15 protein-coding genes are annotated in these 13,007 nt (G+C 63.7%); 11 read left to right on the forward strand and 4 right to left on the reverse strand.

Annotated features, from left to right (window positions below):
• The first annotated feature begins 104 nt into the window (after positions 1-104).
• The 3 genes from eno (at position 105) to ispD (ending at position 2,437) form a co-directional block, all read left to right on the forward strand.
• Positions 105-1,394 (forward strand): phosphopyruvate hydratase, encoded by a 1,290-nt coding sequence (gene eno / locus LDJ84_RS08860; RefSeq protein ID WP_226046232.1) that lies wholly within the window; start codon positions 105-107, stop codon positions 1,392-1,394.
• A gap of 63 nt (positions 1,395-1,457) precedes the next feature.
• On the forward strand, positions 1,458-1,742 hold the full coding sequence (ftsB, locus tag LDJ84_RS08865) for a cell division protein FtsB (RefSeq protein WP_017521200.1): 285 nt from the start codon (positions 1,458-1,460) through the stop codon (positions 1,740-1,742).
• On the forward strand, positions 1,739-2,437 hold the full coding sequence (ispD, locus tag LDJ84_RS08870; protein ID WP_024766067.1) for a 2-C-methyl-D-erythritol 4-phosphate cytidylyltransferase: 699 nt from the start codon (positions 1,739-1,741) through the stop codon (positions 2,435-2,437). Before ftsB ends, ispD begins: the two co-directional genes overlap by 4 nt.
• Before the next feature lie 155 nt (positions 2,438-2,592).
• Here the strand turns inward: ispD and yedF are convergent, their stop codons facing one another.
• The 3 genes from yedF to LDJ84_RS08885 form a co-directional block, all read right to left on the reverse strand.
• Positions 2,593-2,841 carry a sulfurtransferase-like selenium metabolism protein YedF gene (gene yedF / locus LDJ84_RS08875; protein ID WP_024766066.1) on the reverse strand — a complete coding sequence of 83 codons (249 nt, stop codon included), beginning with the start codon at positions 2,839-2,841 and terminating at the stop codon, positions 2,593-2,595.
• A complete protein-coding gene (gene yedE, locus LDJ84_RS08880) occupies positions 2,807-4,033 on the reverse strand; it encodes a selenium metabolism membrane protein YedE/FdhT (protein ID WP_024766065.1) in 1,227 nt (408 codons plus the stop codon). Before yedE ends, yedF begins: the two co-directional genes overlap by 35 nt.
• A 68-nt stretch (positions 4,034-4,101) precedes the next feature.
• Positions 4,102-4,995 carry a LysR substrate-binding domain-containing protein gene (locus LDJ84_RS08885; protein WP_024766064.1) on the reverse strand — a complete coding sequence of 298 codons (894 nt, stop codon included), beginning with the start codon at positions 4,993-4,995 and terminating at the stop codon, positions 4,102-4,104.
• A gap of 216 nt (positions 4,996-5,211) precedes the next feature.
• Between LDJ84_RS08885 and LDJ84_RS08890 the strand changes: the two genes are divergently transcribed.
• From LDJ84_RS08890 to rpoS, 8 genes are all read left to right on the forward strand, one after another.
• Positions 5,212-6,324: an S-(hydroxymethyl)glutathione dehydrogenase/class III alcohol dehydrogenase gene (locus LDJ84_RS08890; RefSeq protein WP_024766063.1), complete on the forward strand. Its 1,113-nt coding sequence runs from the start codon at positions 5,212-5,214 to the stop codon at positions 6,322-6,324.
• A 45-nt stretch (positions 6,325-6,369) separates the two neighbouring features.
• Positions 6,370-7,221: an S-formylglutathione hydrolase gene (gene fghA / locus LDJ84_RS08895; protein WP_024766062.1), complete on the forward strand. Its 852-nt coding sequence runs from the start codon at positions 6,370-6,372 to the stop codon at positions 7,219-7,221.
• 59 nt (positions 7,222-7,280) lie between these two features.
• On the forward strand, positions 7,281-7,754 hold the full coding sequence (gene ispF / locus LDJ84_RS08900; protein WP_024766061.1) for a 2-C-methyl-D-erythritol 2,4-cyclodiphosphate synthase: 474 nt from the start codon (positions 7,281-7,283) through the stop codon (positions 7,752-7,754).
• Complete coding sequence (gene truD / locus LDJ84_RS08905) at positions 7,751-8,809, forward strand: tRNA pseudouridine(13) synthase TruD (protein ID WP_024766060.1); 1,059 nt, start codon at positions 7,751-7,753, stop codon at positions 8,807-8,809. Before ispF ends, truD begins: the two co-directional genes overlap by 4 nt.
• Positions 8,797-9,555, forward strand: a complete 759-nt coding sequence (surE, locus tag LDJ84_RS08910; RefSeq protein WP_024766059.1) for a 5'/3'-nucleotidase SurE — start codon at positions 8,797-8,799, stop codon at positions 9,553-9,555. The genes truD and surE overlap by 13 nt, the downstream gene beginning before the upstream one ends.
• A 25-nt stretch (positions 9,556-9,580) precedes the next feature.
• Positions 9,581-10,216, forward strand: a complete 636-nt coding sequence (locus LDJ84_RS08915) for a protein-L-isoaspartate(D-aspartate) O-methyltransferase (RefSeq protein ID WP_088418250.1) — start codon at positions 9,581-9,583, stop codon at positions 10,214-10,216.
• A gap of 73 nt (positions 10,217-10,289) precedes the next feature.
• The gene (locus LDJ84_RS08920) at positions 10,290-11,138 is read left to right on the forward strand and encodes a peptidoglycan DD-metalloendopeptidase family protein (protein ID WP_024766057.1); all 849 of its coding nucleotides are present in this window, start codon (positions 10,290-10,292) and stop codon (positions 11,136-11,138) included.
• 95 nt (positions 11,139-11,233) lie between these two features.
• Complete coding sequence (gene rpoS / locus LDJ84_RS08925; protein ID WP_038803400.1) at positions 11,234-12,238, forward strand: RNA polymerase sigma factor RpoS; 1,005 nt, start codon at positions 11,234-11,236, stop codon at positions 12,236-12,238.
• A 431-nt stretch (positions 12,239-12,669) separates the two neighbouring features.
• On the opposite strand, the gene fdxA is transcribed toward rpoS, so the two are convergent.
• Positions 12,670-12,993: a ferredoxin FdxA gene (gene fdxA / locus LDJ84_RS08930; RefSeq protein ID WP_015476292.1), complete on the reverse strand. Its 324-nt coding sequence runs from the start codon at positions 12,991-12,993 to the stop codon at positions 12,670-12,672.
• Positions 12,994-13,007 lie beyond the last annotated feature (14 nt).

Here is a 13,007-nt window from a genome sequence, read left to right on the forward strand (position 1 = left end):
GACTCGGCTCGATGCCTGCCGCGCTGAGCACGGCAGGTCATCGAGCCGATTCTGATGTCTCACCAGCCGCCCCGTTTATCTCTATCTTCGGAGTGTTATCAAGAATGGCAAAGATCGTCGACATCAAGGGCCGTGAGGTCCTGGACTCCCGCGGCAACCCGACCGTTGAAGCGGACGTGATCCTGGACAACGGCATCGTCGGCAGCGCTTGCGCCCCGTCCGGTGCATCCACCGGTTCCCGCGAGGCGCTCGAACTGCGCGATGGCGACAAGAGCCGTTACCTGGGCAAGGGCGTGCTGAAAGCCGTGGCCAACATCAATGGCCCGATCCGCGACCTGCTGCTGGGCAAGGACGCGGCTGACCAGAAAGGTCTGGATCACGCGATGATCGACCTCGACGGCACCGAGAACAAAGGCAAGCTGGGCGCCAACGCCATCCTCGCCGTGTCCCTGGCCGCCGCCAAGGCCGCCGCTCAGGCCAAGGGCGTGCCGCTGTACGCGCACATCGCCGACCTGAACGGCACTCCGGGCCAGTACTCCATGCCGGTTCCGATGATGAACATCATCAACGGCGGCGAGCACGCCGATAACAACGTCGACATCCAGGAGTTCATGGTTCAGCCGGTTGGCGCCAAGAACTTCGCCGACGCGCTGCGCATGGGCGCCGAGATCTTCCACCACCTCAAAGCCGTGCTGAAGGCCCGCGGCCTGAACACCGCAGTGGGTGACGAAGGTGGCTTCGCGCCGAACCTGGCTTCCAACGAAGACGCCCTGGCCGCCATCGGCGAAGCCGTCGCCAACGCCGGCTACAAGCTGGGCGATGACGTGACCCTGGCCCTGGACTGTGCCTCCTCCGAGTTCTTCAAGGACGGCCAGTACGACCTCGAAGGCGAAGGCAAGGTATTCAGCGCCGAAGGTTTCGCCGACTACCTGGCGGGCCTGACCCAGCGCTACCCGATCATCTCCATCGAAGACGGCATGGACGAGTCCGACTGGGCTGGCTGGAAAGTCCTGACCGACAAGATCGGCGAGAAGGTGCAACTGGTCGGCGACGACCTGTTCGTGACCAACACCAAGATCCTCAAGCGCGGCATCGACGAGAAGATCGGCAACTCGATCCTGATCAAGTTCAACCAGATCGGCTCGCTGACCGAGACCCTGGAAGCCATCCAGATGGCCAAGGCCGCCGGCTTCACCGCGGTGATCTCGCACCGTTCGGGCGAAACCGAGGACAGCACCATCGCTGACCTGGCAGTCGGCACCGCCGCTGGTCAGATCAAGACCGGCTCCCTCTGCCGCTCCGACCGCGTATCCAAGTACAACCAGCTGCTGCGTATCGAAGAGCAACTGGGCGCCAAGGCGCCGTACCGTGGTCGCGCGGAATTCCGCGGCTGATCCGAGTCTGGTACGGTGAAGGGGTGGCAGAAGCCACCCCTTTGCGTATAGGGAGCTGAAGGTTTGAGGTTACGTAGCCCTTACTGGCTGTTCGTCGTGCTGATCCTGGCGCTGGCCGGCCTGCAGTATCGCCTGTGGGTTGGCGATGGCAGCCTGGCGCAGGTGCGCGACCTGCAGAAGCAGATCGCCGACCAGCAGGGCGAGAACGAGCGCCTGCTCGAACGTAACCGCATCCTCGAGGCGGAAGTCGCCGAGCTCAAGAAAGGCACCGAGACCGTCGAGGAGCGTGCCCGTCACGAACTCGGCATGGTCAAGGACAAGGAAACCCTCTACCAGCTCGCGCAATGACCACTCCCGCCTTCTGGGCCATCATCCCGGCCGCCGGCATCGGTTCGCGGATGCGCGCCGACCGCCCCAAGCAATACCTCGACCTTGCCGGTCGCAGCATTCTCGAGCGCACCCTCGACTGTTTCCTCGGTCATCCCCGCCTGAAGGGACTCGTGGTGTGCCTGGCCGCCGACGATCCCTGGTGGCCGACCCTGCCCAGCGCTTCCAATGAGCTGATCCAGTGCGCCGATGGCGGCCGCGAGCGCGCCGATTCCGTGCTCAACGGCCTGCTGCGTCTGACCGAACTGGGCGCCACGCCGGACGACTGGGTACTGGTGCACGACGCCGCTCGCCCGAACCTGGCGCGTACCGACCTGGACCGCCTGCTGGATGAGCTGGAGTTCGACGCCGTAGGCGGCCTGCTCGGCGTGCCCGCGCGGGACACCTTGAAGCGCGTCGGCGCCGATGGCCGCGTGGTCGAAACCATCGATCGCAGCGTGGTCTGGCAGGCCTACACCCCGCAGATGTTCCGTCTCGGCGCCCTGCACCGCGCGCTCGCCGATGCGCTGGTGGCCGACGCGGCCATCACCGATGAGGCGTCTGCCATGGAGTGGGCGGGCTATGCGCCGCGCATGGTGGAAGGGCGGGTGGACAACATCAAGGTCACCACCCCGGAAGACCTGCAGCGCCTGCAGCGTAACTTCGCCAAGCACTGATTCCTGCTGGCCGGCCCTTGACCGTTTGCGGCATATCCGACTCGCTTCTACAGACTGCGCCCTGGGCCGAACCGTTGGAGCGGGCTCTGTCCGCGATAGGTTCGAGTCGCGTCGGAAGCCCGTCGCGGACGGAGTCCGCTCCTACAAGATCAGCCTCAGCCCAGTAGCGGTACTTCGATCAGGAAGCGGAACAGCGCGCCGTGCTGCTCCACTGCCAGGCAATGATAGCCATGACGCCGGGTGTCTTCCGGAATGCCATGGACCGACTGCGAGCAGTCGGTGACTACCTCCAGCAGGTCGCCGGGCTTGAGCGTCTCCAGGGTTTCCAGGGTGGCGATGGCGTTGTACGGGCAGTGTTCGCCGCGCAGGTCAAGCGACAGCGTCGGCGTCTTGGTTTCGGACATCGTTGGTCTTCCGTCTACGAGTAAAGCGCTGCGCGTTGAGCTGCACCAGCAGCATGCACAGCGTGAGGCCGGCGAAAGTGATCAGCAGGCCGCCGCCGGGGCCGAACTCCTGCAGCAGATTGAGCTTGGGATAAGGCAGCGCGAGGCTGGTGCCGAGCTGGTCCCAGAACACCGCGACCAGGGTGCCGCCGATCACGTTGCCGACGCCGACCACCCAGAAATGCACCTGGCCTTCCATCGAGCGGTACATCCAGCCGGTCTCGCAGCCGCCGGCCAGCACGATGCCGATGCCGAACAGCACGCCACCGATCACGGCGTTCGGTCCCATCCAGAAAATCTTCGGTGGCAGGCCGTTGTGGATCGCCGCGAAAGTGCCGATGCAGGCAGCGGCCATGCCCAGCAGGATGCCCAGTGCGGCCTGGGTCCGGCCGGTGGTCCAGAGGTCGCGGGCGGCGCTGGTGAAGCAAATCTGCGCGCGCTCGATCAGGCCGCCGAACAGCAGGCCGAACAGGCAGGCCATGCCCAGCACCAGCGAGACTTCGAAGCGCCAGGCAGCGAACAGCGCGGCGAGCGCCAGTACGCCCATGCCCAGGCGCCATTGCAGCTTGGCGCGGCGAGCGAGGGCTTCGGCACTCGGCAGGGCTGCCGCCTTGCCGCCAACCTTCAACGGAATGCGCAGGAAGGGCAGCAGGCTGATCTTCACGCCGAACCAGGCGCCGATCACGGTGGAGAACATGAAGGCCCAGGCGTGCACCGAGAACATCGGGATACCGGTGAAGAAGGCTGCCAGGTTGCAGCCCATCGCCAGGCGTGCGCCGAAGCCGGCAATCACGCCGCCTATCAAGCCCTGCAGCAGGCGGCGCTTGCTGGTCGGCCAGCGCAGGCTGACGTTACCGGCCCAGAGCGCACAGACCAGCGCGCCGAGGAACATGCCGATGATCATCACGCCATCGATGCGATCCAGCGGCGTGCCCTGCAGGCCGATGATCTTGAAGTAGCTCCATTCCTGCGGCTGCAGGCCGAACCAGGACAGTATGTGGCCGCCCCAGCGGGTGAACTCGCCGGTGACGGCCCAGAAGGTGCCGGTCATGGCGAAGTAGTAAGCCGAGATGACCCCCAGGGCAACCAGGGTTGGCAGTGGCGACCAGAAGCGCAGTAGATAGCGCTCGCGGAAGGAAGAAAGGGCTGACATCTCGTCGTCCTTGATCCGAAGGGTGGGAAACCGCCCATTCTAGCCAAGGCCACTTTCAGCCGCTTGCTTCATGGCAAAGGAGCGGGCTGAAGATGCTGTAGGCCTTCCTTGAGGTGATCCACCAGTTGCCGCACCTTGGGCGACAGGTGCCGCTGCTGCGGATAAAGCGCCCAGACCCCGGTATTGGGCGGCTGATGATGCTCCAGCAAGGAAACCAGGCGGCCGCTGCGCAGGTGTTCCAACACATAGTAATCCGGCAGTTGGCACAGGCCGAAGCCGCGCAACGCCGCGTCCAGCACCGCCTGGCCGCTGTTGCAGCGCCAGTTGCCCTGCACCCGGTGCTGGGTTTCGCGGCCGTCCTCGAGGAAACTCCACTGGTCGCTGCTGCCCACCAGGCAATTGTGTTGCGCGAGCTCTGCCACACTGTGTGGCGCGCCGTGGTGGGCGAGGTAGCCCGGCGTTGCACAGAGGTACATCACCCTCGGCGCCAGACGGGTTGCCACGAGCCGGGAGTCGCTCAGGCGCCCCAGGCGGATCGCCAGGTCGAAGCCTTCGTGGAACAGGTCGAGTTGGCGATTGGACAGCTCTATCTCCACGCGCAACTGTGGAAACTGCTCCATGAACCCGTTCACCAGTGGCACCACGAACCGCTCGCCGTAAGCCACCGCGCAGGTCATGCGCAGCAGTCCCTTGGGCTCGGCAGATAGATCGCTCACCGCCCGCAAGGCTTCCTCGCGAGCGTCCTGCAGGCGCCGGCAATGCTGCAGGAAGGTCTGGCCGGCTTCGCTCAGCGTCACCTTTCGGGTGTTGCGGTAAAGCAGGCGCGTCTGCAGGCGCTCCTCCAGCCGCGCGACCTGGCGGCTGACGTGGGATGAAGATACGCCGAGGCGCTCGGCGGCGGCGGTGAACTGACCGGTTTCGGCGACGGCAACGAATTCGTCCAGCCCTTCCCAGCGGTGCATGTGGATTGTCCCTGTATAGCAATAATGTTTTGATTATTGCCTGATTATTCCCTGACAGGAGGTTTTCTACACTTCCAAGGCTTTGGGGCGCACTTTTCGTCGGCCGCCCCGAATGTTCCCCGACGGGGCTCCGGCCCGTCCCGGTTTCTCGGCCGTCGCGCGGAACCCGTCCGCCCCAGGCGGGCGTTGTCGTTTCCTTCGTTCAGGAGTTTCCAGATGATCAAGTCCCGTGCTGCCGTTGCCTTCGCCCCCAACAAGCCGTTGGAAATCGTCGAAGTCGATGTGGCGCCGCCGCAGAAGGGTGAAGTCCTGGTGCGCATCGTCGCCACCGGCGTCTGCCACACCGACGCGTACACCCTGTCCGGCCAGGATTCCGAGGGTGTGTTCCCGTGCATCCTGGGTCATGAAGGTGGCGGTATCGTCGAAGCGGTGGGCGAGGGCGTGACTTCGCTGAAAGTGGGTGACCATGTGATCCCGCTGTACACCGCCGAATGCCGCGAGTGCAAATTCTGCAAATCCGGCAAGACCAATCTCTGCCAGGCCGTGCGTGCCACCCAGGGCAAGGGCCTGATGCCCGATGGCACCAGCCGCTTCTCCTACAAGGGCGAGCCGATCTACCACTACATGGGCTGCTCGACCTTCTCCGAGTACACCGTGCTGCCAGAAATCTCCCTGGCGAAGATCCCCGAGGAAGCGCCGCTGGAGAAGGTCTGCCTGCTCGGCTGCGGCGTCACCACCGGCATCGGTGCGGTGCTCAATACCGCCAAGGTGGAGGAGGGCGCTACCGTCGCCATCTTCGGGCTGGGCGGCATCGGCCTGGCGGCGATCATCGGCGCGAAGATGGCCAAGGCCTCGCGCATCATTGCGGTGGACATCAACCCGGCGAAGTTCGATATCGCCAAGGAGTTGGGCGCCACCGATTTCGTCAATCCGAAGGATCACCAGAAGCCGATCCAGGAAGTGATTGTCGAAATGACGGACGGCGGCGTGGACTATTCCTTCGAATGCGTAGGCAACGTCCAGCTGATGCGTGCGGCGCTGGAGTGCTGCCACAAGGGCTGGGGCGAATCCACCATCATCGGCGTCGCCGGTGCCGGCCAGGAAATCAGCACCCGTCCGTTCCAGCTGGTTACCGGGCGCGTCTGGCGCGGTTCCGCCTTCGGCGGCGTGAAAGGCCGCACCGAGCTGCCGAGCTACGTGGAAAAGGCGCAGAAGGGCGAGATCCCGCTGGATACCTTCATCACCCACACCATGGGCCTGGAGAAGATCAACGAAGCCTTCGACCTGATGCATGAAGGCAAGAGCATCCGCTCGGTCATCCACTACTGATCGAACCGCCGGGCGCCTTGTGCGCCCGCCCTCACAGGAGGCTCCATGACGGATTCCATCGAACTGATCAGCAGCCAGAAGAGCTTTGGCGGCTGGCATCAACGCTATCGCCATCGCTCCGAGACGCTCGGCTGCGAGATGGTCTTTGCGGTCTACCTGCCGCCGCAGGCCGAGCCAGAGGCGGGCCTTCCGGTGCTTTACTGGCTGTCCGGCCTGACCTGCACCGACGAGAACTTCATGCAGAAGGCCGGCGCCCAGCGCGTGGCCGCGGAACTCGGGATTGTGATCGTTGCGCCGGATACCAGCCCGCGCGGGCCGGAAGTGCCGGGCGATCCGGATGGCGCGTGGGACTTCGGCCTTGGTGCCGGCTTCTACGTCAATGCCACGCAAGAACCCTGGGCCCGCCATTACCGCATGCACGACTACGTGGTGCAGGAACTGCCGGCGCTGATCGAGGCGAACTTCCCAGTTTCCCGGAAACGCGGCATCAGCGGGCACTCCATGGGTGGCCATGGCGCATTGATCTGCGCGCTGCGAAATCCGGGGCGCTACCTGTCGCTATCGGCCTTCGCGCCCATTACGCATCCGAGTGACTGCCCATGGGGCCAGAAGGCCTTGGGCCGCTTCCTGGGTGAGGACCCGGCCGCCTGGCGCGAGTGGGATGCAGTGGAACTGCTGGCCCACGCCAGCGAGCGCCTGCCGATCCTGGTCGACCAGGGCGAGCGTGACGACTTCCTCGCCGTACAACTCAAGCCCGAAGCGCTGCGCGAAGCCGCCGCTGCGGTCGGTCATCCGCTGGACCTGCGCCTGCAGCCCGGTTACGACCACAGCTATTACTTCATTGCGAGCTTCATCGAAGATCACCTGCGCCACCATGCCGCGGCGCTCTGCGGCTGACACCCTGAGCGCAGTGATCCGGTAGAATCGACGCCCTGACATCAACAGGGCGTTTTTTCATGCGTATCGGACATGGCTACGACGTGCACCGCTTCGGCGAGGGAGACTTCATCACCCTTGGCGGCGTGCGTATTCCCCACAAGTTCGGGCTCGTTGCCCACTCCGACGGCGACGTGCTGTTGCACGCGCTTTCCGATGCCTTGCTGGGCGCCTGCGCGCTGGGCGATATCGGCAAGCACTTCCCTGATACCGACCCGCAGTTCAAGGGGGCCGACAGTCGCGCACTGTTGCGCCACGTGCTGAGCCTCGTGGAAGCCAAGGGCTGGAAGGTGGAAAACGTCGACACCACCATCATCGCCCAGGCGCCGAAGATGGCGCCGCACATCCAGAACATGCGCGAGACCATCGCCGCCGACCTGAAGGTCGAACTGGACCAGGTCAACGTCAAGGCCACCACCACCGAGAAACTTGGCTTCACCGGGCGCGAAGAGGGCATCGCGGTCCACGCCGTCGCTTTGCTGGGGCGCGCATGACCGAGTTGGAACTGCTGGGCCCGCGCGCCCATGGCGAAGCTTGCGGGCAGGCTGTGCTCAAGGCGGTGGCCGAAGACTTCCAGGTCGACGAAGTGCTGGATATTCCGCTCTCCGGCGATGGCGAGCATCTGTGGCTGTGGGTGGAGAAACGCGGCCTGAACACCGAGGAAGCGGCGCGCCGTCTCGCCCGTGCCGCGGGCGTCCCGGTGAAGATGATCAGCTATGCCGGTCTCAAGGACCGCCAGGCGCTGACCCGCCAGTGGTTCAGTCTGCACTTGCCGGGGAAGTCCGATCCGGACCTGACTGCCGCCGAGGACGACACTCTGCGAATCCTCGAGCGCAATCGCCATCGCCGCAAACTGCAGCGCGGTGCACATTCGGCCAACGGCTTCACCTTGCGCCTGACCGAGCTGCAGGCACAGCGCGAGCAGCTCGAAGCGCGCCTGAAGGCCATCGTGGCCCAGGGCGTACCGAACTACTTCGGCACCCAGCGCTTCGGCCATGGTGGCGGGAACGTCTTCGATGCTCGTGGCTTCGCCGAGCGCGGCAAGCTGCCGGAGCATCGCAACATGCGCTCGCGCCTGCTCTCGGCAGCGCGCAGCTATGTCTTCAATCAGGTGCTGGCTCGCCGGGTGGCCGAAGGCACCTGGAACCAGGCGCTGGTCGGCGACCTGTTGGCGTTCACCGACAGCCGCAGCTTCTTCCCCGCCGGCGAAGCGGAATGCTCCGACCCGCGTCTCGCCGCACTCGACCTGCACCCCACCGGCCCCATGTGGGGCGAGGGTGATTCACCCGCGGCGAACCGGCCGGGAGATATCGAACGCAGCGTGCAGCAAGCGGAGATGGCGCTTTGCCAGTGGCTCGCCAGTGCGGACATGGCGCACGAACGGCGCATTCTGCGCCTCCCCATCCCGGGCCTTACATGGCATTATCCCGCCCCTGACATTCTGCAACTGGAATTCGTCCTGCCGGCTGGCTGCTTCGCCACCGTGGTAGTGCGCGAGCTGATCGACCTCGTGCCGGCAGGGCAGACGGAAAGCCCATGCGCATATTGATTGCCAACGACGACGGGGTCACTGCACCCGGTATCGCCGCGCTTCACGACGCGCTGTCCGATTATGCGGACTGCATCGTGATCGCCCCGGAAGCCGATCGTAGCGGAGCGAGTAGTTCGCTGACGCTGGATCGGCCGCTGCATCCCCATCGCCTGGGCAATGGTTTCATCAGCCTCAACGGCACTCCGACCGACTGCGTGCACCTGGGCCTCAACGGTCTGCTCGAAGAAGTGCCGGAGATGGTCGTCTCGGGTATCAATCTCGGCGCCAACCTGGGCGATGACGTGCTCTACTCGGGTACCGTGGCCGCAGCCCTGGAAGGGCGTTTCCTGTCCCGGCCGGCCTTCGCCTTCTCGCTGTGTTCGCGCTTGACGGACAACCTGCCGGCCGCGATGCATTTCGCCCGCCTGCTGGTGGAGTCCCACGAGAAGCTCGATCTGCCGCCGCGTACCGTGCTCAACGTGAATATCCCCAACCTGCCGCTGGAGCGCATCAAGGGCATCCAACTGACTCGCCTGGGGCATCGTGCTCGCGCCAAGCCGCCGGTCAAGGTGGTCAACCCGCGCGGCAAGGAAGGCTACTGGATTGCCGCCGCCGGCGACGCCGAAGACGGCGGCGAGGGCACCGATTTCCATGCCGTCATGCAGGGGTACGTGTCGATTACGCCACTGCAGATGGACCGGACCTTCCGGGAGGCGTTCAATGTCCTTGGCGACTGGCTCGGAGGGCTCGACCATGGCCAATGAATTGTCCCGCCGCGGCGGCATCGGCATGACCTCCCAGCGTACCCGTGAGCGGCTGATCCAGCGTTTGTACGAAGAGGGGCTGTCCAACGCCCACGTGCTGGAAGTAATCCGCCGTACCCCGCGCCATCTGTTCGTCGATGAAGCGCTGTCGCACCGCGCCTACGAAGATACCGCGCTGCCCATCGGGCACAACCAGACCATTTCGCAGCCCTTCATGGTGGCGCGGATGACCGAGTTGCTGCTGGCTGCAGGCCCGTTGGACAAGGTACTGGAGATCGGCACCGGCTCCGGGTACCAGACCGCCGTGCTGTCGCAACTGGTGGAGCGGGTGTTCTCCGTCGAGCGCATCCAGGCCCTGCAGGACCGCGCCAAGGAGCGACTTGCGGAGCTAAACCTGAGAAATGTTGTCTTTCGTTGGGGCGATGGCTGGGAAGGCTGGCCCGCCCTGGCGCCTTACAACGGCATCATCGTCACCGCAGCTGCGGCCGAGGTCCCGCAGGCATTGCTGGACCAGCTGGCGCCCGGGGGGCGGCTGGTGATTCCGGTAGGCGGCGGCGAGGTGCAGCAACTGATGCTGATCGTCCGCACCGAGGACGGCTTCCAGCGGCAGGTGCTGGACTCCGTCCGCTTTGTCCCGCTGCTCAACGGTCCGCTAGGCTGAGAGCAGGCCGGTCAAGGCTGCGGTTACTGCCGGCCAGTGAGGCTGGACGTCAATTCATGGATAAGGGGGATGGGTGAGCTTGACAGCGACCCTGTGTCAACGGAACTGGATCAAGGGCCTGGGCCACGCTGTGGTGGCCATTGCCGTCTGCTCTCTGCTGGCGGCCTGTTCTTCGACTTCGCGCAGTACCACAACCGTGGTGGACCGCAACGCCCAGCAGAAGCCAGCTGTCACCAGTGGCCAATATGTGGTGCGCCCCGGTGACACGTTGTACTCCATCGCCTTCCGCTATGGCTGGGACTGGAAAGCCCTGGCTGCGCGCAACAACATCTCCGCGCCCTACACCATTCGCCCAGGCCAGGCCATTCGCTTTGACGGCGGATCGACGGCTGCACCGTCTGTCGCCAAAGGTGCTACGCCTGTCGCGCCAGTTGTTGTCAACAAACCGACATCTACCCCGGCGACCGCCAGCAAACCGACCACGCCCGCCGTCACCGCACCAGCACAACCGCCCGCCAGCGGCGGAACTCCGGCGGTTGCAGGGGGGGCGCCGGGAGGCTGGATCTGGCCAACCAATGGCACGCTTATTGGGCGTTTTGCATCAAACGGCAGTTTGAATAAAGGGATTGATATAGCCGGGCAATTGGGCCAGCCTGTCCTAGCTGCGTCTAATGGCACGGTGGTGTACGCCGGTAGTGGTTTGCGGGGCTACGGCGAACTCGTGATCATCAAGCACAGCGATACCTACGTAAGCGCCTACGGTCACAACCGCAGGTTGCTGGTGCGGGAAGGGCAACAGGTCAAAGTCGGGCAGAACATTGCCGAGATGGGCTCCACAGGGACTGACCGGGTGAAGCTGCACTTCGAGATTCGCCGCCAGGGTAAGCCTGTAGATCCGCTGCAATACTTGCCAAGTCGTTGACGGTAGCTGTTCCCCTGCGTGGGTGAGCGGGCCTCGGTGTCCTAAGGATAAGGTCGCACCGGGACTTGTTGTCGAACTCAGCAAGGGATAACGACATGGCACTTAAAAAAGAAGGGCCGGAGTTTGACGTCGATGATGAAGTGCTCCTCCTGGAGCCTGGCATCATCCTCGAAGAATCATTTGCCGAAGAGCAGGTATCGCTTCGAGTCACTCCTAAAGCCACCTCACTCTCCTCTCTCAAGCAACACAAGCACATCGATTACAGCCGCGCGCTCGACGCGACCCAGTTGTATCTGAATGAAATCGGTTTCTCGCCGCTTCTGACCCCGGAAGAGGAAGTCCACTTTGCGCGACTCGCGCAGAAGGGCGACCCGGCCGGCCGGCGACGGATGATCGAAAGCAACCTGCGTCTGGTGGTGAAGATCGCGCGACGGTACGTCAATCGCGGCCTTTCCCTGCTCGACCTGATCGAAGAGGGCAACCTTGGGCTGATCCGCGCGGTGGAGAAATTCGACCCGGAGCGCGGCTTCCGTTTCTCCACCTACGCGACCTGGTGGATTCGTCAGACCATCGAGCGGGCCATCATGAACCAGACCCGCACCATTCGATTGCCGATTCACGTGGTGAAGGAGCTCAACGTCTACTTGCGGGCCGCTCGCGAGCTGACCCATAAACTGGACCACGAGCCGTCGCCCGAGGAAATCGCCAACCTGCTCGAGAAGCCGGTGGAAGAGGTCAAGCGGATGCTCGGTCTGAACGAGCGCGTCACTTCGGTGGACGTCTCTCTCGGCCCTGACTCGGATAAGACGCTGCTCGATACCCTGACCGATGATCGTCCAACCGACCCCTGTGAGTTACTGCAGGACGACGATCTCAGCGAGAGCATCGATCAGTGGTTGTCGGAGCTGACCGATAAGCAGCGCGAGGTGGTGATTCGTCGCTTTGGCCTGCGCGGCCATGAAAGCAGCACCCTGGAGGAGGTTGGCCAGGAAATCGGCCTGACCCGCGAGCGAGTTCGGCAGATCCAGGTTGAGGCCCTCAAGCGTCTGCGCGAGATCCTCGAGAAAAACGGCCTGTCGAGCGACGCGCTGTTCCAGTAGCTGCCAAGTCGACAATGAACAAGCCCGGATGAATCCGGGCTTTTTTATGCGCTCTGATGTAAGCATTCGCTTACATAGCGTGTGAGTGTTCAGCTTGAAGAGTCGCCAGCTGTGACTTCTATTTTTCTTATCTTATTGTTTTTAAAGGATTTTATTTTTATCCCGGCTGCGAGACCGGCTGGGTGCGCGGAAGTGCCCCAGTTGCTGAGTTCCGGCAGGCGGGTAATATCACTCCTGCGTACACGGAAAGGCGCAGACCGGTAAGGATGTCGGTCAGGAGCACCGCGGGAAGCGGTTCATCAGGATGATGAAAAAAGGAAGAAAGAGTGGGCGGGTTATCCCGCCCCTTTTTTTGCCTGCAAGAAAGTGATGTCCGGATACAGAAAGGCCCGCACTGAGCGGGCCTTTCGTGTTTTGGTTGGCAGCGCGGATCAGCGCTCCAGGTACTGCATCTTGTTCGGCTTGCCGTCCCACTCTTCGGCGTCCGGCAGGGAATCCTTCTTCTCGGTGATATTCGGCCATACATCGGCCAGATCCTTGTTCAGCTCGATGAACTCCTGCATGCCATCCGGGACCTCGTCCTCGGAGAAGATCGCCTGTGCCGGACATTCCGGTTCGCACAGGGCGCAGTCAATGCACTCATCCGGGTGGATGACCAGGAAGTTCGGGCCTTCGTAGAAGCAGTCCACCGGGCATACTTCCACGCAATCGGTGTATTTGCACTTGATGCAGTTGTCGGTGACGACGAAGGTCATTTCTAATTTTCTCC

The organism is Pseudomonas sp. HS-18, from assembly GCF_020401845.1.
In the GTDB taxonomy this organism is placed as follows: domain Bacteria; phylum Pseudomonadota; class Gammaproteobacteria; order Pseudomonadales; family Pseudomonadaceae; genus Pseudomonas; species Pseudomonas nitroreducens.